This is a genomic window from Ruegeria sp. K5, from assembly GCF_056531805.1.
Window position 1 is genome coordinate 246,940 of the sequence record NZ_JBQFML010000002.1, and the last position, 20,839, is coordinate 267,778.

A 20,839-nucleotide genomic window follows, 5' to 3' on the forward strand; every position below is an offset into this window, starting at 1 on the left:
GCTTTTGCCATTTCCTCTTAGCGCGATACACTTCATTTATAATAGTCCACGGAAGGGAAAGTCATGACCGAACCTGCCGACCTCGTGTCCGAGATCGAAGCGCTGGAAACAAAACTGCAAGAGGCCAAGTCCTCGATCACTCGCCGCTTCATCGGGCAGGAACGGGTCGTGGAGCTGACCCTGACCGCGCTGTTGTGCGGTGGGCATGCGCTGTTGATCGGTTTGCCCGGTCTGGGCAAGACACGTTTGGTCGAGACGCTGTCGACCGTGATGGGGCTGCACGGCAATCGCATCCAGTTCACGCCGGACCTGATGCCCGCCGACATTCTGGGGTCCGAGGTTCTGGACACCGCCGATGATGGCACCCGTCATTTCCGCTTTATCTCGGGTCCGATCTTTTGCCAGTTGCTGATGGCGGATGAGATCAACCGCGCCAGCCCGCGCACCCAGTCGGCGCTGCTGCAGGCGATGCAGGAACGAACGGTGACAGTGGCGGGCGAGGATCGCTCGTTAGGTGTGCCCTTCCACGTTTTGGCCACGCAGAACCCGATTGAGCAAGAGGGCACCTATCCGCTGCCCGAGGCGCAACTGGACCGGTTCCTTGTTCAGATCGACGTCGAATACCCGGATCGCCAGACCGAGCGGGATATTCTGTTGGCGACAACAGGCGTCGAAGAGGACGCGGCGCATCAGATTTTCACCAAGGAAGAGTTGCTGGCCGCGCAGGTCCTGCTGCGCCGGATGCCGGTTGGGGACTCGGTCGTTGAACTGATCCTTGATCTGGTCCGCGCCTTCCGTCCCGATGAGCCCGGCGCGTCAGAGCGTGTCGCCGAAACCGTCGCCTGGGGCCCCGGTCCGCGTGCGGCGCAGGCGTTGATGATGACGGTGCGAGCTCGGGCGATGCTGCAAGGGCGGCTGGCCCCGAATGCCGAGGATGTGCTGGATATGGCCCGCCCGGTCCTGAGCCACCGTATGGCGCTGAACTTTGCGGCGCGGGCACGCGGCGACAGCTTGTCTGAACTGATCGAATCCACCGCCGCCGGTCTGATCCGGACCGAGGCCGCGGCGTGAATGCCGCGCTGACCCTTCGCGAAAGATCCGAGGCCGAGGCGTCCCGGCTGCCGCCCCTGTTGGCGCGTGCCGAACATCTGGCCGGGACCGTCCTGCTGGGTGACCACGGGCGGCGACGCTCGGGGTTGGGCGATGATTTCTGGCAGTACCGCCCGGCACAGATCGGTGACAGTCGGCGGATGATCGATCACAGGCGATCAGCGCGTGGTGATCAGCAATTTGTGCGCGAACGCGAATGGCAGATTGCGCAATCGGTGATGCTGTGGGTCGATCAGGGTGCCTCGATGCGCTTTGCGTCGAACAAAGAGTTGCCGACTAAGGCCGACCGGGCGCGCCTGCTGGGATTGGCAACCTCGATCCTATTGGTGCGCGGGGGTGAGCGTGTGGGCCTGACCGGAACCACCCTGCCGCCCCGGCGCGGCAATGCGCAGATCATCCGGCTGGCGCAGGCGTGGTCCGAGGATGCCGAACCTGACTATGCCCCGCCGGAACACCGGGCGATGATCCCGCATGCGCGGGCCGTGTTCATCTCCGATTTCCTCGGCCCGATGGATGAGGTCGAACTGGCCTTGACCAAAGCCGCCGACCGGGGCGTGCGGGGCGTGATCCTGCAGGTGTTGGACCCAAGCGAAGAGAGCTTCCCCTATCGCGGCCGCACCATCTTTGAAAGTGTCGGCGGCACGACCCGGCACGAGACGCTGAAGGCTGGAGACCTGCGTGATCGATATATGGACCGGTTGGCACAGCGCAAGGACGCGCTGACCCAACTGTGCCGCGCAACTGGCTGGCAACTGGGCCTGCACCACACCGGAGACAGCGCACAAGCGGCTCTGTTATGGCTCTACCGGGCGCTGGACGGGGGCATGCGATGACGGTTCTGGCGGGCATCGGCTTTACCGCCCCATGGGTGCTGCTGGGTCTGCTGACCCTGCCGATCCTGTGGCTGATCCTGCGCGCCGTGCCGCCCGCGCCGATCCGGCGTTTGTTCCCGGCGGTAACTTTGCTGCTGGGCTTGAAGGATGACGAGAGTGTCTCGGACCGCACCCCGTGGTGGCTGCTTATGCTGCGGATGCTGGCAGCGGCGGCGATCATCATCGGGCTGGCAGGGCCAGTTCTGAACCCGTCGCGCGATCAGACGGGCACCGGGCCGTTGTTGCTGGTGCTGGATGCCAGCTGGGCCGGGGCGACACGCTGGTCGGCGACGCTGGATCAGATCGATGCGCAACTGACCGAGGCCGGGCGCGCGGGGCGCCCTGTCTCGATCCTGCGTCTGACCGAGCCGGAAACGCCGGTGTTTCAGGCGGCTGAGGCGTGGCGGAACCGTTTGCCGGGACTGGCACCGAACCCGTGGCAACCGACCGAAGCGCAGATCGATCAGGTCTTTGCGGCGCTAGAGCAGGTCGATGGCGGTTTTGACACCCATTGGTTCAGCGACCGGCTGATCTATGAGGGTCACGCCGATTTAGTGTCTGATCTGCAATCCCGTGGCGCGGTCACGGTGTATCAGCCCAATTCCGGCGCGGTGGCGTTGTTGCCTGCGGCCTATCAGGACGGGGTGATCCAACTGACCGCGCTGCGGGCCGAACCCGGACCGGAACAGCGCGTCACCGTTCTGGCGCAGGGCCGCGACCCGGCGGGGACAGCGCGCGTTCTGCAATCCGCAGACATGACCTTTGAGAATGGCGCAACCGACGCGCGGATCGAGCTGGCTCTGCCCTCGGAACTGCGCGCCCGGATTACCCGGTTCGAGCTTCAGGGCCAGCGGTCTGCCGGGGCAGTCACCCTGACCGATGACAGCCTGCGTCGGCGCGAGGTCGCGCTGATTGCCGGATCGATCAACCGCGAAGGGTTGGAGTTGCTATCACCCTTGCACTACCTGACTCAGGTGTTGGTCCCTACAGCGGATTTTGTCGAAGGCGGGCTGCTTGAGGTTTTGCCTGCGAATCCGGATGTCATCGTTCTGTCGGATGTGGCCCAGATGTCGGCCCTGGAAGAGGCTGACCTGACCGCATGGGTCGAACAGGGCGGGCTGCTACTGCGCTTTGCCGGGCCGCGCATGGCCGCCAGCGATCTGGGCCGGGATGAGGAAGATACGCTGTTGCCCGTAAGGCTGCGCAGCGGCGGCCGCACCGTTGGCGGCGCGATGAGTTGGGGTGAGGCCAAAACGCTGGCCTCGTTCCCCGAAGCCTCGCCCTTCTACGGGTTGCAAATCCCGGATGACGTGGTGGTTTCAACACAGGTCATGGCGCAACCAGACCCTAATCTGGCGGATCGGGTGATTGCGTCGCTGTCGGACGGAACACCTCTGGTCACGCGCAAGGCGCTGGGTTTGGGGCAGGTCGTGCTGTTCCACGTGACGGCGGATGCGGAATGGTCCAGCCTGCCGTTGTCGGGCCTGTTTGTGGAAATGCTGGATCGTCTGGCTGTCGCCTCGGCGGCCAAATCCCGGCAAGTGGAACAGTTGCAAGGCACCACGTGGGAGCCGGTTCAGATCATGGACGGTTTTGGCGTGCTGTCCGACGCGGGCACATTGGCCGGTGTGGACGGGGTGGAACTTGTCTCGGGTCAGATCGGCCCCGACATTCGCCCGGGTCTATACGAAAGCGGCAAGCAGAAGCTGGCGCGCAACGTTCTGTCCGAGGACTCGGTGCTGAGCCCGGTGGTCTGGCCCTCGGACGTGCCGATCCGGGGGCAGGAGGTCACGACCGAGACGCCGTTGGGTGGCCTGCTGCTCAGCCTCGCGCTGATCCTGCTGACCATCGACGTGATCGCCTCACTCGCGCTGTCGGGCCGGTTGGGTCTGGCCAAGGCGACCGCAGCAGCGCTTGCGGCCATGCTGCTGGTGCCCGAGGCACAGGCGCAAACGCCGGATGAGACGGATTTCGCCCTGGCCGCCACCCATGAATTGGTTCTGGCCCACGTCCTGACCGGGGATACTCAGGTAGACGATATCGCGCAGGCGGGCCTGCGTGGGCTGGCGCAAACGCTGTTCTACCGCACATCCGTGGAACCGGCGGAACCCATCGGCGTGGATCTGGAACGCGATGAGCTTGCTTTTTTTCCGCTGCTCTACTGGCCGATCACGCCTGATCAGCCGCAACCCTCAGCCGAGGCTTATGCCAAGCTGAACGCCTATCTGCGCTCGGGCGGGATGATCCTGTTCGATACGCGGGACGCCGATATCGCCGGGTTCGGGGCCTCAAGCCCCAATGGGCGCAAGCTGCAACAACTGGCCGGGCCGCTGAATATTCCCGCGTTAGAGCCGATTCCCCGAGACCATGTCCTGACGCGGACCTTCTATCTGTTGCAGGACTTCCCGGGCCGTTATTCAGGCACCGAGGTCTGGGTCGAAGCCGCGCCGTTGGATGCGGAACAGATCGAGGGGATGCCCTTCCGTAACCTCAACGACAATGTGACGCCGGTGGTGATCGGCGGCAATGATTGGGCCGGGGCCTGGGCGGTGGACCGCAACGGGCAGGCCCTGCTGCCGGTGGGTCGCGGCTATGCGGGTGAGCGTCAGCGCGAACTGGCCAGCCGCTTTGGCGTCAATCTGGTGATGCATGTGCTGACCGGGAATTACAAATCCGATCAGGTGCATGTGCCTGCTCTGCTGGACAGGTTGGGACAATGACCGGAACCGTCATATTCGATCCGCTGATCCCATGGCCCGTTCTGGCCATTGTCGCCGCGCTTGCGGTTGGCGGGGTGATTCTGGCCGTCTGGCGCGGCCTGTCCGGCTGGGCGCTGCGGGGCCTGGCGGCTTTGGTGTTGATCGCCGCGCTGGCCGGTCCTGTGTATCAGATCGAAGACCGCGCGCCGCTGACCGACATTGTTCTGATGATCAAGGATGAAAGCGCCAGTCAGACGCTTTCCGACCGCGCGGATCAAACTGCCGAGGCCGCCGAGGCGCTGGCCGCCGAGATCGAATCCCGCGACAACACCGAGCTGCGCCGCATTCGCGTTGGCGACGGGGACGGTGATGAGGGTACGCAGGTGATGGCCGCCGTCAACGCCGCTTTGGCCGAGGAACCGCGCGCACGGATTGCGGGCGTTCTGGTCGTCTCGGACGGGATCGTGCACGATGTCGATCAGGCCCCGGACCTTCCTGCGCCCCTGCATCTGCTGCAAACCGGGCGCGAAAACGACTGGGACCGCAGGCTGATCGTCCGCAACGCACCCGCCTTTGCCATTATCGGTGAGCCTGTGACCCTGACCCTGCGTGTCGAGGACAGCGGTGCCGCGCCGGGCGGCGCGCCCAACGCGCCGCTTCAGATCTCGGTCGACGGTGGAGAGGCGGAAGAGTTCCGCATTCCGATCGGTGTGGATGTGGAACTGCCGATCACGCTGCCCCATGGCGGGCGCAACGTGATCCAGTTCTCGGTCCCGCAGGCCGAAGGCGAATTGACCGACCGCAACAACACTGCGCTGATCCAGATGAACGGCGTGCGCGACCGGCTGCGCGTTCTGCTGGTTTCGGGCGAGCCGCATCCCGGTGGCCGTACATGGCGGAACCTTTTGAAATCAGACAGTTCCGTTGATCTGGTGCATTTCACCATTCTGCGCCCGCCGGAAAAGCAGGATGGCGTCCCGGTCGATGAACTGTCACTGATCGCCTTCCCGACGCGCGAGCTGTTTCTGGAAAAGATCAACGATTTCGATCTGATTATCTTTGACCGCTACAAACGTCGCGGCATCCTGCCCGCGATCTATCTGGATAACGTGACCGATTACATCAACGGCGGCGGTGCTGTGCTGATCGCGGCGGGTCCCGATTTCGCCAGTGCAGACAGTATCTTCCGCTCACCGCTTGCGCCCATCCTGCCCGCGCAACCCACGGCGCGGGTGATCGAGGAACGCTATGTGCCCATGGTCAGCGATCTGGGGCATCGGCATCCGGTGACCACCAATCTGGGCGATTCCGAGGATTGGGGCGCATGGCTGCGTCAGATCGATGTGAACCAGCGCTCGGGTCAGGTTCTGATGACCGGTCTGGACGAACGCCCGCTGCTGGTACTGGACCGCGTAGGCGAGGGGCGCGTGGCGATGCTGGCCTCGGACCATGCCTGGCTGTGGAGCAGGGGTTACGAGGGTGGCGGGCCGCAGCTAGAACTGCTGCGCCGGTTGGCCCATTGGATGATGAAAGAGCCCGAGCTTGAGGAAGAGGCGCTATGGGCCGAGGCCAATGGTCAATCCATGCGCATCATCCGTCAGACGCTTGAGGATGAGGTCGGGCCGGTCACAATCACCCGCCCCAATGGCGAGACGCTTGAGATCACGCTGGACGAGGTCACTCCGGGCCGGTTCGAAGCGCAGTATTTCGGGCCTGAGATCGGCCTCTACCGCTTGCAGGAAGGCGAGTTGATGGCGGTGATCGGCCTTGGCCCCGCTGCACCCAAGGAATTTGAACGCACGATCGCCACCGGCGATGTGCTTGATCCTGTAATCGCGCAGATGCGTGGCGGGGTGATCCGGCTGGAAGATGGCTTGCCCTCGATCCGCAATGTCCGGGCCGGGCGTCCTGCGGCGGGACGCGGCTGGATCGGTTTGACCCCGCGCGAGGCTTATGAGACTCGCGATGTCACGCAGGCCGGGTTGCTGCCGCCTTGGCTGGTTCTGTTGCTGGCGGGTGGGTTCCTGCTGGGTGGTTGGCTGCGCGAAGGCCGTCGTTAGTCTTCGCTGAAAATAACGCTGACCGATGGGTTCTCCGGCAGACCCTCATAGCTGACGGACGCGCCGCCTTTGCCTTTGGCCGGCGGAAACAGCGGACCAAAAGAACCGACTGAAACCATGTCGCCGGGCTTAAAGGTGATGCCTTTGGAGGTCAGCCAAATCACGGCATTGGCCGGATGCCCCAGAACTGCCCGCCCCGGCGCTTGCGCCAGTATTTCGCCATCTGCTGCGCTGAGCGTGACCGTCATGTCACCCAGCGCCGTTGTCATGGTCAATGGGTCCGTTACGGCGATTTCCGAGCCTAACACGCCCAGTTTCGGCCCCACACCGATGGCCGTAAGGGTCACAGGCGTGATGGGTTGCCCCTCGGCCAGTGTCAGATCGGGCAGTTCGATGAACGGGCGAATGGCCGAGACGTTGCGGATGACCTCCTCGGGCGTTGTGGCCTGATTGATCGCGGGGTCGCCGACGACAAGGATCAGGTCGGCCTCGAATACGGGTCGGGCCCCCCAATTCGCCGGAACCGTGGCCCCATCGTCCCGCATCATGTCGCGATACAGAAGACCCTGAACCGGTTCGGACGCCCCGAACCGTTCCTGCGCCGGTGCGCTGGTCAGGCCCGCTTTGTAGCCGATGACCGGGCCCAGATGCGGTTCCATGACCTCGGCCAGCCTGGCCTGGGTACACAGCGCATCCTCCATCGTTCCATCCGGCGACAGGGCGGCGGTTGCAGTATTGGAGAGATAGTCGCGCACAAAGGTCTCGATCTGCGCGTCAGAGGCGCAGTCCGCAACTGCCTGAGAGGCCGTCATCGCGAGCGCCAGGGTTATCCACGTCCGCATATCGATCTCCTTTCAGTCGATCCTGACCGAAACCCGGTCAGACGCGCCATGGGCGTCAACCACCACCAGCGCGGAAAACCCCGGCCCCGGGTTGGGTATTTCGAACTCACGGTGCCGCTGTCCGGTCAAAACCGGAACCCCGTCGGCCAGCAGGGAAAACGGCCCGACCCCGCCGCGCAGCTTGACGGTCAAAGGGGCTCCGTCGGTCTCTAACACGGCATTGTTTGGCGGGAAGATCACGTCAGGGGCGCTTGGGTCATCTTCAAACGCAGCCCCGCGCGGCTGAAACCGTTGCAGGGGTTGCGGCAATTCGGCGGCTCCGACAATCAGGGTGGATGGGGGAGGCGGGCGCAGCGGAACGGGGATGGGTTTCAGATGCCCAAACGCCTCGAACAGCAGGGGCGCAGCCAGTTCGCCGCCAAACGCGCCGGGCACCGGCGTTCCGTCGGCGCGGCCCAGCCAGACGCCGATCACATGCTGGCCGTCAAAGCCAATGGCCCAGGCATCCCGGTGTCCGTAGGATGTACCGGTCTTGTAGGCCAACCCCTGCGCGGCGGCCCCCGGTGGCGGGGCGAGTCCAGCCAATATGTCGCTCACCTGCCACGCGGCGACGTCCGACAGGGCGCGGGCGGTTTCGGTCCGCTCGGCCAGTGCGTCATGATGCAGAACCGGCCCTTGTCCACCTGCCGCAAGCGTGGCGTAGAGCTGCACCAGATCGTGCAGGCTAAGCCCCACACCACCCAGCGAGATGGCAAGGCCCGGTGTCCCGCCGCCAAGTTGCGGATCACTTCCGGCCTGTTGCAGCGCGGCCATCACCCGCGCGGGACCAAGCGCGTCGGTCAGGCGCACCACCGGGATGTTCAGTGACAATTGCAGCGCGTCACGCACCCGGATGTCCCCCCGAAAGACACCATCGAAATTGCGCGGCGCATAGCGCCCGAACATCACCGGGCTGTCGCTGATCAGGGTTTCGGGATGGGCCAGCCCCTGATCGAAGGCCAGCCCATAGATCATGGGCTTCAGCGTAGACCCCGGCGACCGCAATGCGCGGGTCATGTCGACAAAGCCCTGCCGGTCGTCCTGATAGCCCGCCGATCCGACCGAAGCTAGAATCTCACCACTACGGTGATCCGCCACGATCAGGGCACCGGAGATGCGCGGCCCCGCCTGATCGGCGGCCTGAGCCACCAGCGATTCCAGCCGGGCCTGCAACCCGGCGTCCAATGTCAAATCCAGCGCCTCGGTCTCGGGGTTTGCGCGCTGGGCCCGGTCGGTCAGATGAGGTGCGAGGCGCGGGAAGGCCTTCATCTGCGTGGGAACCGTTTCGGTCAGCGCGCTGAGCATCTGGGCGTCAGACAGCACCCCATGCCGCTGCATCCGTCGCAGAACCCGGTCGCGCGAAATCCGGGCGACCTCGGCGGCGCGGTCGGGTCGCCGCGTTTCGGGGGATTGGGGCAGGGCGACCAGCAACGCAGCCTGTGCAGGCGTCAGGCGAACCGGGTCTTTGCCGAACCAGGCGCGGGTGCCCGCCCGGATGCCTTCCAGATTGCCGCCATAGGGTGCATGGGTCAGATACAGGCCCAGAATCTGATGTTTGCTCAGGCGTCGTTCCAGCGCCAAAGCGACCCTAACTTGGCGGATCTTGCCGCTCCAGCGCCCGGTGGGGCCGTCCTCGATCAGCCGCGCGACCTGCATGGTCAGGGTCGATCCGCCCGAAACGGTGCGCCCGTTCCACAGCGCCTGCCCGGCCGCTCGGATCATCGCCATTGGATCAACGCCGGAATGGGACCAGAACCGTTTATCCTCGTAGCGGATCAGCATGTCGGTAAAGGCGGGATCGACCGCGCCGGGGCGCAGTCGCCAGATCCCGTCTTCGACCGGGAAGGTGCGCAACAACGTGCCGTTCCGGTCCCGCATCTCGACCGAGGTTTCCGCCAGAACCGGGGGCAGGACGGTTGCATCCACCCACTCCGCCGCCCGGTCCCGCGCAAAGGCGGTCAGATAGAGCACACCGGCCAGCGCCATCAATATCGCGGAGCTTCTAGGCATCCCGACGCTCTGCCAGTTGATATGTCGGGCGACCGATCACCGAAACTCGATCTGCCCGGTTCCGGTCCGGGCGCGGTTTTGCGGGCGGTACATATCCTCGACCGAGGCCGCCGGGTGGTGGAACGTGCCCGGCGTGACCGCGCGGGCCACATAGGCCAGCGTCACGGTCTCACCGCCGGACAGATCAACCGCGGCCAGAAACCGGTCCGAGCGGAACTCGGTATGCGTCGCCTCGGACAGGTCCAGCCAGTCCAGCGCGCGCACATCGCCCGAGCGCAGCAGGTTCGGATTGTCGATCTCGATCCCCGCTGCCAGAGGATCATCCACCATCAGCCGCGCGCCCCCGCGCTCAAAGGGTGTGACCGTCAGGACCGTGACAAACCGGTCGCCGGTGGCGAAGTTGGTCGGGTCCAGCGGCTCACCATCCATCGAGTAATAGCTGCGCTCGATTGCATAGCCGGTGCCGCCTGCCTCGGGCGGTGTGGTCGGGATGCCGGTGACGGTCAGCGTGATGTCGGTTGGGTTTGCGTCTGTGGTGGTGATGTTTAACTCATCCGTCAATCCGCTTTCCAGCACCTGAACGAAGGGCCCAGAGACCGGTGCGCCGTTCACCATCAGCCCCGACCCGGACGGGTCCGACACCAGCGCGTGAGCTGCCAGCAGGGACCACGAGGCCTCTTGCGTCGACAGATACCCGCGACCGGCGCTGACGCGCTGGATCAGGGCGTCGCGGTCCACGGCCTGACTGCCCGCACCCACGGCCAGTGTCAGCAGACCGGCGGCGTCGCGCAGATCGGTGCCGTAATCTGCACGCCACAGGTATTTCTCTTGCGCGGGGCGGCGTTGCAGCATTTGGGCGGCACGGGCGAACATGGCGTCAGCGCGGGTCTGATCCCCATAAGAGGCCAGCGCCGCCCCCAATTGAGCCGCAGCCAGCGGAGTGTCGAACGCGTCGCCCTTGGCGTCTGCGTAGTATCGCAGATCGCCCATCGAGGCCGCCCCTTCGCGCGCCAGCACCATCAGGGCATAGGCAATGTCCTGACCCCCCTTGTCGAAGTCGGGCGCATAGTTGATGCGGTTGCGCAGGTTGTCCATGGCTTGGGCAAAGGCGCGGTCGGACACCGGGTGCCCCTGCGCACGGGCGCGCGACAGGAAGTCGGTGACATATGCGTCCAGCCAGAAATCCCCGCTGCCCGCGCGCCACAGGCCAAAGGCGCCGTTCGGGGCCTGCCGGGTCAGGATGCTGCGGATCGAGTCGGTGATGCGCTGATCCACCGCCGGGCCATCCCCCAGCCCCGAGGCTTGCGCGACCGATGACAGATAGAGCAGGGGCAGCGCCTTGCTGGTGATCTGTTCGGTGCAGCCATAGGGGTAGCGGTTCAGTTGGTCCAGCAAGCCGGGCGTGTCGAATTTCGCCAGCGCTCCGGCGGACAGGATGGCCTTGGCCGAACCGGGCTGGAACCCGTCAAACACATCCTGTGTAAGCAGGAAACTATCGCCTTCGCCCAGCGAAAACCGCCGTGTTTGAGCCACAGCAGGGTCATTTGCACGGATAGGCAATCTCAGGGTCTGCGATAGATCGCGGCCATCCGGAGTGGTGATCGCAACGCTGATTTCAGGATCGCCAACCGCAAGAGCGCTGACCGGGATCTCGAACGTGGTTTTGCCGCCGTCTTCCAGCACGAAACTGCTGGGCGCTGAGCCCAGTTGCAGCGTGGATGAGGATGTCAGCCCCAGTGCCATTTCCCCGCTTGGCCCGTCGGCATGGACGATTTCCAACAGCATTCGGCTTTGATCGCCGGGGGCTAGAAAGCGTGGCAGGCTGGCGGTGACGACCACCGGGTCGCGGACGATCATTTCGGCCTCGGCCTGACCGACGGCAGCGTTTGACCACGCCACAGCCATCAGGCGCACGGTTCCGTTGAAGGCGGGCAGGGGGATGTCAATCTCGACCTCGCCATTTGCATCGACCTGAACCGGTCCGCTGAAAACGGCCATCAGGTCCTGCGTTGGTGGCGGAGATTGTCGGCGTGTGCCAGCGTTGTCACCGCCCGAGCGGATCGTTCCCATCGCACCGTTCATGCCATCGATCAGACGCCCATAGACATCGCGCAGGTCCACGCCTAGACGACGCTGGCCAAAGAAATATCCCTGCGGGTCCGGGGTTTCGAATCCGGTCAGGTTGAGGATGCCCACATCCACAGCCGCCAAGGTCAGCCAGACCGGGTCGCCTTCGCGCGCATTTTCGACCCTGATACGGGCTTTTTGTGTTTGCCGCGGCGCGGTCACCTGGGGCACGTCGATGGCCACATCCAGCATGCGCCCCACCGGTTCGACCGTCGCATGGGCCACACCCATGGCCCGCGCCGGGTTCTGGCCTGCGGCGACGTCCATCGGGCGGATCACCGTGGCGGTGACATAGGCGCCCGCGCCCCAGTCTTCGGTGATTTCGATGGGGATCACGGATTCGCCTTCGGGCACCTCGACCATCTGGCGGTGGATCAGGCGGTTCGATAGCACTTCGATCTGTGCCATACCGGCCATACGTGGGACGATCCGCAATTGCGCGGTGTCGCCGGGGCGATAGCTGTCGCGGTCCAGCGACATCTCCAACCGGTCGGGCGAGGTGGATGCATCTGCCGCCTGATACCAACCTGCCGAGAACTCAACCGCCGTCTCGGCGTAAGCGCCATCAAGGCGTTGAACGACCAGTTCATACTGCCCCCAATCTACGGGCTGCGTCAGGGTCAGCGGGTCTGTGGTCGTTTCGACCTCACCCGTGGCAATGCGGGTGCGGCGGGTGGTCGGCTCCCAATTCCAGTCGCCGTATAGCTGGTACCACTGATAGCGGGTTTCCACCTTGTTCAGCGTCCAGCGCAGGCGCATGGGTTCCGGGGTCAGGTCGGGCGACAGGCCGACGATCTGAAAGGCGGCCTCGGTCCCCTCGGGGATCACATCGTCGAACAAGGGCCGGACACCGATCATCGCTTGCGCAGATCTGACTGGGGCTGTCAGCCGACGCTCCACCGGACGACCTGATCCATCGGACAGACGGGCGATGACAACCGCTTCGACCGGAGCGCCATCGGTCTCTAACACAGGGATTTCCACGGCAATTGTGGCTTGCCCGGCGGCATCCGTGCGGGCGTCACCGAAATAAGTGCTTTTGGTCGAGGTTTCGGTGTCGTACCGGCCAAAGCGATAGGTTTCATAGCCGGGAACGGTGTCCGCAGGGCGGGCGATGACCTGACCGTCGATGCCCAGATCCGACCCCGGCGCGCCGAACAGATAACGCGCGTCGATCTGCAAGGGCGGCGTGTCGCCGGGGCGCAGCGGGGCGTCCGGCAGGGTCAGGTCAAAGTCGATGCGTTCGGGCAGGAAATCCTCGATCAGAACGGTTTGGCGGGCCAGCGCCGCGCCCTTGGGATCGGACTTGATTTCGATCTTCCACGCCCCGCGCGGCACATCGGCCGCGACGGGCAAAGCAAAGACATGCCCCCCGGCGACCCCACCATCCGAGATTGCGCGGCGGTACTCCACCCCATCCGGGCGCGAAAGAATGGCCGTCAGCGGCAGGCCGTCAATCGCCTGCGCTGTGCTATCGCGCGTCAACGCGGTGACATGGATCACCTCGCCCGCGCGATAGGCCCCCCGGTCGGTGGTCAGGAACACATCCACCGGCCCGGCAGGCGCGCGCCCTTCGACCCCGCGATCCGAAAGGTCAAAGGCCGGGTCGGTCAGAGACAGAAAGCTGAAATCTGTATCCCCGTCGGATACCATCACCAAAGCAGGCGCGCTTGCGCCCGTGCCGCGAGTCAAACCGGGTTCAAACCGCACGTAGCCACTGTCATCGGTCTGCGCCTGGGCAATCACGGCATTGGCGTTGGACACCAGCGAGACGTCGATCCCCGCCCGAGGCGCGGCATCATGAAGCCCACGCACGGTCACATGCAGACCGTCAGTGCCCAAAGCCGTGCTGATCCCCAGATCGGTCAGGACAAACCATTGCGTCGCACCCGGATCGTCATAGGGATCGACGCCCGGAACACGCGCCGTCAGCGCGTAGATGCCTGCGGGCTGCTCGGCAATCGCCTCGGCCATCGGCAGACGGGCGGTCATGGTTTGGTTCAACTCGTTCGAAATATCAGCTGTGCCGGTCCAGATATCCTCGGCGATCTCTTCCGAGAACGTCTCTTCCTGCCAATCGCTTAGCGGGCGGCCAAAGAAATCCTGCTGCACCGCGCGGATCAGGTTGCGGTCACTGACACGCCGCAGGGTCAGGTCCAGAGATGCGGTATTTACCGTTTCGACCGGCAGGGCGGCATCCGCCGATTTCGGCAGCACATAGCTGCGTCCGGGAAAGCGGACCGACGGCGCGCGATCCCGCACGTAATGCGTCAATTCCACCGTGCGGTTCAAAGCCTCGCCCGATGCGGCTGGAAGCCCCTCACGCAAGCTCAGACGATAGCGTTGGCCGTGCGCCACGCCATCAACGCAGAGGTTTTTGCCTTCAACCTGCACCACCAACCCCTCGGTGCTGCGCTGCACATAGGGGTCATAATCGACCCCGGCCTTGACCAGCGGTTCCGAGAACTCAACACAGATACGCGGCGCGGCGGCGTTGCTTTCAACGGTGCTGTCGATGACGCGGAAGCCATATTTCCCGATTGCCTCATCCAACGCGGCCAGCACATCCGCACGCGGCTGAACCTGTTCCGCCAGACGCAGGGCAGACACCATGTCCCGCCCGCGATCCGCCGCTTCCAGCGCGTCCGCCAGGATCATCAAAGCCGCGATCTGAGTCCCCGGCGCATCCGAACGTAGATACCCGTTGACGGCTGCGTTCAGGGCACGTTCGCGCAACTCACGCCCTTCGCGATAGCCATTGGGGTCCAGGCCCAGCAACAGCCTTGCATATTCCGCCCACAATTCTGGCGCGTCGCTCAGGGTCACAGCCGCCCCGGTCCAGAGCATTGCCAACCTGTCGGTATCCGCGTTCCGCGCCGCCTCCAGCAAAGTCTGCAGATCACGATCCCCGGCATTGTGCAAAAACCCAAGGTCGCGCGCTTGCCGTGCGGCCGCGTTGAGGTCTTTCTGACGGATGAAGGTCATTGCCTCCGCGCGCGTTTTCGCCAGTGTTAGGGTCTGTTCCGGCGTCGCCACCTTCTGCGCCGACACTGCGCCCTGATAGGGCTCCTGCCGGTTCACGCCGCTTTTGGGAAAACAGGCATCGGATCGGGTGTTGTAGGTGAACGCTGTGCATTGCTGATTGGCCGAGCACGCCCGAATGCAGGATTGCAGATCCGTGTCGAACAGCGCGTCCAGATCCGAGCCATAAAAATCCGCATCCCGCGTGGTGATATAGCGGAATTCCGGCACCGCTGTCTGTGCCACTGACGCCATGGGCAGGATCAGCAAAGAAAAGATGTAAGCAATTGAAATAAAAACAAAGCGGTGCATCGGGACCTCCTATTCCCCATCAATCTCGCATGCGGCCCGCGGGTCACGCAACGGCTTAAACACTTTTTCATCGGTTGGCCGGATGCTGGGTGCGGATCAGACCGGAATTGAACATCATGAGCCTTGCACAGAAACTGGCACAGGAACGGCGCGCGCGTCTCGCGGCCGAGCGGATGCTGGAAATGAAACAGGCCGAGCTTTACGCGGCCAATCGCAAGCTGGGTCGCCACGCCATGGCCCTGACCAAGCGCATCGGTGAGACTCAGGCCGAGGTTGAGACGGTCCGGGATGAAAACGAAAAGGTCAAATCCGATCTGACAGTGGCGCATGCCAAGGTCGAGGTTGCAGAACGCCGCCTGTGGCATTCGATCCAGACGATTCAGGACGGGTTCGCATTTTTTGACGGTGAAAGCCGCCTGATCAGCGCCAACACCGCTTATCTGAGCGTGTTTGAGGGGTTGGATGAGGTCGCGCCGGGTATCTCATACACCCGGATTCTCGACCTGCTGACGACCGAGGGGATCGTGGATATCGGCGATGAGAAAGCCGCCGCATGGCGCGCCCGGATGCAGGATCGATGGGCATTGGCAAATCCGCCGTCCGAGGTAATTCAATTGTGGAACGGCGAATACATCCGTCTGATCGATCAACGCGGCAATGGCGGCGATGTGGTCAGCCTGGCGCTGAGCATTACCGCCTCGGTCCGGCACGAGGCTGAATTGCAGGCCGCCCGCGACCGGGCCGAGGCCGCCAACCGCGCCAAGTCGGCTTTCCTCGCGAATATGAGCCACGAAATTCGCACACCGATGAACGGCATCGTCGGCATGACCGAGTTGCTGTCCGAAACCCCGATGGACGAGGAACAACGCCTTTACGTCAACACCATCCGTAACTCGGGCGAGGCGCTGCTGGTTATCATCAATGACGTGCTGGATTATTCGAAGATCGAAGCCGACAAGCTGATCCTGCATCCCGAACAGTTCGATCTGGAACGCTGCATTCTGGAAGTGGCGATGCTGTTGCAGCCCAGCGTGCGGGACAAGGGGCTGACGCTGCTGGTGGATTACGACCTGTTCCTGCCGACGCTGTTTGTGGGCGATCCGGGTCGGGTGCGGCAGGTGCTGACCAACTTGGTGGGCAACGCCGTCAAATTCACCAGTGACGGTCACGTCCTGATCCGGGTCACTGGTGTGCCGCATCCGGACACGCAGGAATGCGACATCCATATCGCTATCGAAGACACCGGCATCGGGATCGCGCCGGACAAGATCAGTCACATCTTTGGCGAGTTCAATCAGGTCGAGGATGAGCGTAATCGCCAATTCGAAGGCACCGGGCTGGGTCTTGCGATCACCAAGCGCCTGATCACCATGATGGGCGGCACAGTCTGGGTCGAAAGCGAGGTGGGGCAGGGCTCTTGCTTTGGGTTCCGGGTGTCGCTGCCCACCGCCGAAGGTCCTCAGCCCGCGCCGCCTGATCTGGATGGTCGCCTGAAACATGTGATGGTGGTCGAAGATATGGCCGTGAACCGCGCCATCCTTGCCAAGCAACTCGGCCGCCTTGGCGCAGACGTCACGATGTGCGCCTCGGGGGGTGAGGCTTTGGCAAAGCTGGATGCAACCGTCGATCTGGTCCTGTGTGACCACGACCTGCCGGATATGGACGGGCTGGAACTTGCGACAACTGTGAAAGATCGCGGCTGGTCAGAGCTGCCGGTGGTGATCATGTCGGCAAATCCGGGCGTCATCTACGCCGATCCCGCCCGGCACCTGATCGAAGGCGTTCTGCAAAAGCCAATCCCGCGATCCGAGCTTTACAGCCGCCTCATGGCGCTGGGCAACGCCGCGTTGAAACCCGACCCCCCGGAAGTGGCCGAAGCTGGCTCTGCGCAGAAACCAGAACGCCAAAGGCGGATGCGCGTCCTTGCGGCCGAGGACAATCGCACCAACCAACTGATCCTGAAGAAGATGGTGAAAGACCTGAACATCGATCTTCAGTTTGCAGGCAATGGGCTAGAGGCGGTTGAAACCTATCAGGAATTCGCCCCTGACCTGATTTTCATGGACATTTCCATGCCTAAAATGGACGGCAAGCAGGCGACCGCCGAAATCCGGCGGCATGAGATTGAAACGGGCGGCCATGTCCCCATTGTTGCCCTGACCGCGCATGCCATGGCGGGTGACGATCAGGGCATCCTGTCCGCCGGGCTTGATCACTACCTGACCAAACCGCTGCACAAGAAGCTGATCCACCAGATGATTCTGGATCACCGCCCGGATGAAGCCCAACCGGTCTCGGACAGCCCGGCACCGACAGGCTAGCGCCGCTCGCCCCACACACGCCACGCTTCAAACCGCGCAACCGGATCCCCTTCATCTGGCCAAAAATATCTCGGGGAGCGCGAGGGGCAGCGCCCCTCGCTCCGCCATCAACAACCAGGACCACAGGCCGGTTTCATGCGTAAGGTTCAAGCCTGATAAGGGCGCAGGAAAACCGGCTTGTTTTCCTCAGACAGTTCCGGGCGGTATTCGTAACCTCCGCTGTCGAAATCGAGCAGCCCTTTGGGATCGGTCAACCGATGCTGAATGATATAGCGCGCCATCGCGCCGCGCGCTTTCTTGGCAAAGAAGCTGACGATCTTGGGTGTGCCGCCTTTGTCTTCCATGAACACGGGCGTGATCACCCGCAGTTTCAGCGCCTTCAGGTCGACCGCACCGAAATATTCCTGACTGGCGCAGTTCACCAGAACATCGCCGCCAATCTCTTCGGCCTGCGCGTTCAGCGCCTTGCTCAACTGGTCGCGCCAGTATTCATACAGGTTCTTGCCGCGGCGGGTTTTCAGTTTGCTGCCCATCTCCAACCGATAGGGCTGAATCGCGTCCAGCGGGCGCAGCACGCCGTAAAGACCCGACAGAATGCGCAGATGATCCTGCGCCCAGGCCATCTCATCCGCGTCCAGCGAGGCTGCCTCGAGCCCCTGATAGGTATCCCCGGCAAAGGCCAGCGCGGCGGGGCGGGTGGCGTCCGCCTCGGGCGCGTCGGCAAAGGCGCGATAGCGGTCGCGGTTCAGGCGGGCCAGATCGTCGCTCAGATCCATCAGCTTTTTCAGATCGCCCAGCGTCAGATTGCGGGCGGTTTTTGACAGACGGATCGCGTCGTCCTGAAAGTCGGGTGCTGTGACCTCAATATCCCGCTCTGCCCAGTCCAGCCGTTTGGCCGGGGAAATCACTACCAGCATATCCGCCCTCGTTCCTTGCCTGATGCCGGGTATTTAGCCCGCATCCCGCAGCACGTCCAGAAAGGCCGCGCCAAACCTTTCGTGACGGCGGTCACCCAGCACCATCTCGATCCCGCGTGGGTCGTCGGGGCGCAGTTGTGCCACCTTGGCCAATTGCGAGGCGGAACAGGTCAGCGGCTTGTCGATCCCGTCCGGGCCACGCGACAGCTGAGACTGCACCTCAAGCAAACGGTCATAAATCTCGCCCTGATCGCGGCCTGCCAGCTTGCGGCGCGCGGGGTGAACGGCCTCGACCGCGCCCGCAATCACCTCCAGAAACGTATCGCCGTAGCGTTCCAGTTTCTTCGCGCCGACCCCGCCGATCCGGGCCATGTCGTCCAGCGTTGCGGGGCGGGTCTCGGCCATTTCGATCAGGGTGCGGTCGGGGAAGATGACATAAGCCGGAACCCGTGCGGATTCGGCCAGCGCGCGGCGCTTGGCCTTGAGCGCCGATAGCAGCGGTGCGTCTTCCTCGGACACCATCGCCTTGACCGCTGGCCGCCGGGTGGCCTTGCGGATCGTGTCCTTGCGCAGGTTGATCTGCGCCTCGCCCTTGAGGATCGGTTTGGCGGCCTCGGTCATGCGCAGCGCGCCGTGGCGGTCCGGATCGGGTCGGACCAGATCGTGGCCCATCATCTGCCGGAAAATCGCCTGCCACTGCGGTCGCGACCAATCCTTGCCGATGCCATAGGTGGGCAGGGCGTCGTGACGGCGGGCGCGGATCTTGTCGGTCTCATTGCCCAGTAGAATGTCGATCAGATGGCCCGCGCCGAACCATTCCTCGGTCCGCAGAATTGCCGACAGGGCCATGCGGACGGGGGTGGTGCCGTCGAAGACCTCGGGCGGAGTATCGCACAGGTCGCATTTACCACAGGGTTCGATCTGCTCGCCGAAATAGCCCAGCAGGGTCTGACGGCGGCAAACCAGCGCCTCGGCCAGCCCCAGCAAGGCGTTCAGCCGCGCATGATCGGCCATGCGGCGTTCAGACGGGGCCAGTCCTTCGTCGATTTGCGACCGGCGCAGGCGGATGTCATCCGGCCCAAACAGGGTCAGCGTCTCGGCAGGGCCACCATCGCGTCCGGCGCGGCCGATTTCCTGATAATAGGCCTCAATGGATTTGGGCAGGTCCGCATGGGCGACCCAGCGGATATCGGGCTTGTCGATACCCATACCGAAAGCCACGGTGGCGACGACGATCAGTCCGTCTTCGCGGGCGAAACGGGTTTCGACGATGCGGCGGTCCTCGGCCTCCATCCCGCCGTGGTAGTGGCAGGCCGAGTGGCCCTCGGCCCGCAGCGCCTGCGCCAGCACCTCGGTCTTGTTGCGGGTGCCGCAATAGACGATGCCGGACTGCCCCTTGCGGGCACCGGCAAAGTCGAGGACCTGCTTGCGGGGGCCATCTTTGGCGGCAAAGGCCAGATGGATGTTGGGTCGGTCGAACCCGCGCAGGAATTTGCGGGGCGCGGTGCCGTCGAACAGCTTCTCGACAATCTCGTCCTGCGTTTCCGCATCCGCAGTGGCGGTGAAGGCGGCCAGTGGCACGTTCAGCGCGCGCCGCAACTCTCCGATCCGCAGATAATCGGGGCGGAAATCATGGCCCCACTGGCTGACGCAATGGGCCTCGTCCACGGCAATCAGGCTGACATTGATCCGGCGCAGCATCCCCAGCGCCGACCCGGCGGCAAGACGTTCTGGGGCCATATAGAGCAGCTTCAGCCGCCCGGCCTCCAACGCTTCCCACACCGCATCGGTTTCTTCTTGTGTATTGCCGGATGTCAGCGCTCCGGCCTCAACCCCGGCCTCTTGCAGCCCACGCACCTGATCGCGCATCAGGGCGATCAGCGGAGAGATCACCACCGTCACACCGTCGCGCAGCAAGGCAGGCAGTTGATAGCATAGGGATTTACCGCCGCCGGTGGGCATGATGGCCAGCACGTTTTCACCGACTGTCACAGCATCGACGATTTCCTCCTGACCGGGGCGGAAGTCGTTGAATCCAAAGACATCTCGCAGCAAAGGCGCGGCGTCGAACATGTGCGGGGTTGCCCTGTTTTAAGGTTTATCTGCTCTTAAGACAGGACAATCACATACTAAGATTCGGTGAACAAGAGGTCAGTAGAAATAGACCGCATTGTTGATCAGAATGATCCGCAGTGCATAGACGCCGACCAGCACCACCAACGGCGTCAGGTCCAGTCCGCCCATCGCGGGTAGAAAGCGGCGGATCGGGCCATAAATCGGTTCGAGAATGCGGTTCAGGCCGTACCAGATTTGCGCGACCAGTTGCTGATGCAGGTTCAGCACCTGAAAGTTGATCAGCCAGCTCATGATCACATGGGCGAGGATGATGAACCAGACAATGTCCAGGATCAGCAGCAGGATTTGGATCAGCGACAGCATGGGCACTCCGTTCTTTCACCGAACAGAGACCTAAGCGCCCCTGTCGCAAAGAGCAAGCCTGCGCCAACTG

The 20,839-nt window shown here is 63.7% G+C and carries 11 protein-coding genes; 5 read left to right on the top strand and 6 right to left on the bottom strand.

Annotated features, from left to right (window positions below):
• Positions 1-63: 63 nt before the first annotated feature.
• From ACR0MO_RS10640 to ACR0MO_RS10655, 4 genes are read left to right on the top strand one after another with little or no spacing between them, the layout of a single operon-like run.
• Positions 64-1,071: an AAA family ATPase gene (locus ACR0MO_RS10640; protein ID WP_170521152.1), complete on the top strand. Its 1,008-nt coding sequence runs from the start codon at positions 64-66 to the stop codon at positions 1,069-1,071.
• Entirely contained in the window at positions 1,068-1,943 is an 876-nt protein-coding gene (locus ACR0MO_RS10645) for a DUF58 domain-containing protein (RefSeq protein WP_170521154.1), read from the top strand. Before ACR0MO_RS10640 ends, ACR0MO_RS10645 begins: the two co-directional genes overlap by 4 nt.
• Positions 1,940-4,702, top strand: a complete 2,763-nt coding sequence (locus ACR0MO_RS10650) for a DUF4159 domain-containing protein (protein ID WP_480891137.1) — start codon at positions 1,940-1,942, stop codon at positions 4,700-4,702. The genes ACR0MO_RS10645 and ACR0MO_RS10650 overlap by 4 nt, the downstream gene beginning before the upstream one ends.
• Complete coding sequence (locus ACR0MO_RS10655; RefSeq protein ID WP_480780749.1) at positions 4,699-6,741, top strand: hypothetical protein; 2,043 nt, start codon at positions 4,699-4,701, stop codon at positions 6,739-6,741. Before ACR0MO_RS10650 ends, ACR0MO_RS10655 begins: the two co-directional genes overlap by 4 nt.
• Here the strand turns inward: ACR0MO_RS10655 and ACR0MO_RS10660 are convergent.
• The 3 genes from ACR0MO_RS10660 to ACR0MO_RS10670 are packed head-to-tail and all read right to left on the bottom strand — an operon-like array spanning position 6,738 to position 15,092.
• The gene (locus tag ACR0MO_RS10660) at positions 6,738-7,583 is read right to left on the bottom strand and encodes a 2-keto-4-pentenoate hydratase (protein ID WP_480891140.1); all 846 of its coding nucleotides are present in this window, start codon (positions 7,581-7,583) and stop codon (positions 6,738-6,740) included. The genes ACR0MO_RS10655 and ACR0MO_RS10660 overlap by 4 nt on opposite strands.
• Before the next feature lie 12 nt (positions 7,584-7,595).
• Positions 7,596-9,632, bottom strand: coding sequence for a penicillin-binding protein 1C (gene pbpC, locus ACR0MO_RS10665; RefSeq protein ID WP_480891143.1), 2,037 nt, complete (start codon positions 9,630-9,632; stop codon positions 7,596-7,598).
• Positions 9,633-9,668: 36 nt separating this feature from the next.
• Positions 9,669-15,092, bottom strand: coding sequence for an alpha-2-macroglobulin family protein (locus tag ACR0MO_RS10670; RefSeq protein WP_480891145.1), 5,424 nt, complete (start codon positions 15,090-15,092; stop codon positions 9,669-9,671).
• Between the two features lie 116 nt (positions 15,093-15,208).
• On the opposite strand from ACR0MO_RS10670, the gene ACR0MO_RS10675 reads away from it, so the two are divergent.
• The gene (locus tag ACR0MO_RS10675; protein ID WP_480891147.1) at positions 15,209-17,413 is read left to right on the top strand and encodes a response regulator; all 2,205 of its coding nucleotides are present in this window, start codon (positions 15,209-15,211) and stop codon (positions 17,411-17,413) included.
• Positions 17,414-17,559: 146 nt separating this feature from the next.
• Here ACR0MO_RS10675 and yaaA read toward each other — a convergent pair whose 3' ends face one another.
• The 3 genes from yaaA to ACR0MO_RS10690 all read right to left on the bottom strand — a co-directional run bounded on the left by yaaA (position 17,560) and on the right by ACR0MO_RS10690 (position 20,769).
• The gene (yaaA, locus tag ACR0MO_RS10680) at positions 17,560-18,330 is read right to left on the bottom strand and encodes a peroxide stress protein YaaA (RefSeq protein ID WP_170453551.1); all 771 of its coding nucleotides are present in this window, start codon (positions 18,328-18,330) and stop codon (positions 17,560-17,562) included.
• A 33-nt stretch (positions 18,331-18,363) separates the two neighbouring features.
• Positions 18,364-20,403 carry a DNA helicase RecQ gene (recQ, locus tag ACR0MO_RS10685; protein ID WP_480891151.1) on the bottom strand — a complete coding sequence of 680 codons (2,040 nt, stop codon included), beginning with the start codon at positions 20,401-20,403 and terminating at the stop codon, positions 18,364-18,366.
• A 78-nt stretch (positions 20,404-20,481) separates the two neighbouring features.
• Entirely contained in the window at positions 20,482-20,769 is a 288-nt protein-coding gene (locus tag ACR0MO_RS10690; protein ID WP_170743634.1) for a YggT family protein, read from the bottom strand.
• Positions 20,770-20,839: the final 70 nt, after the last annotated feature.

Coding starts and splice junctions, on each gene's coding strand:
- yaaA (WP_170453551.1), bottom strand. CDS start 18,330: ATGCTGGTAGTGATTTCCCCGGCCAAACGGCTGGACTGGGCAGAGCGG.
- ACR0MO_RS10675 (WP_480891147.1), top strand. CDS start 15,209: ATGAGCCTTGCACAGAAACTGGCACAGGAACGGCGCGCGCGTCTCGCG.
- ACR0MO_RS10660 (WP_480891140.1), bottom strand. CDS start 7,583: ATGCGGACGTGGATAACCCTGGCGCTCGCGATGACGGCCTCTCAGGCA.
- recQ (WP_480891151.1), bottom strand. CDS start 20,403: ATGTTCGACGCCGCGCCTTTGCTGCGAGATGTCTTTGGATTCAACGAC.
- ACR0MO_RS10655 (WP_480780749.1), top strand. CDS start 4,699: ATGACCGGAACCGTCATATTCGATCCGCTGATCCCATGGCCCGTTCTG.
- ACR0MO_RS10650 (WP_480891137.1), top strand. CDS start 1,940: ATGACGGTTCTGGCGGGCATCGGCTTTACCGCCCCATGGGTGCTGCTG.
- ACR0MO_RS10640 (WP_170521152.1), top strand. CDS start 64: ATGACCGAACCTGCCGACCTCGTGTCCGAGATCGAAGCGCTGGAAACA.
- ACR0MO_RS10690 (WP_170743634.1), bottom strand. CDS start 20,769: ATGCTGTCGCTGATCCAAATCCTGCTGCTGATCCTGGACATTGTCTGG.
- pbpC (WP_480891143.1), bottom strand. CDS start 9,632: ATGCCTAGAAGCTCCGCGATATTGATGGCGCTGGCCGGTGTGCTCTAT.
- ACR0MO_RS10670 (WP_480891145.1), bottom strand. CDS start 15,092: ATGCACCGCTTTGTTTTTATTTCAATTGCTTACATCTTTTCTTTGCTG.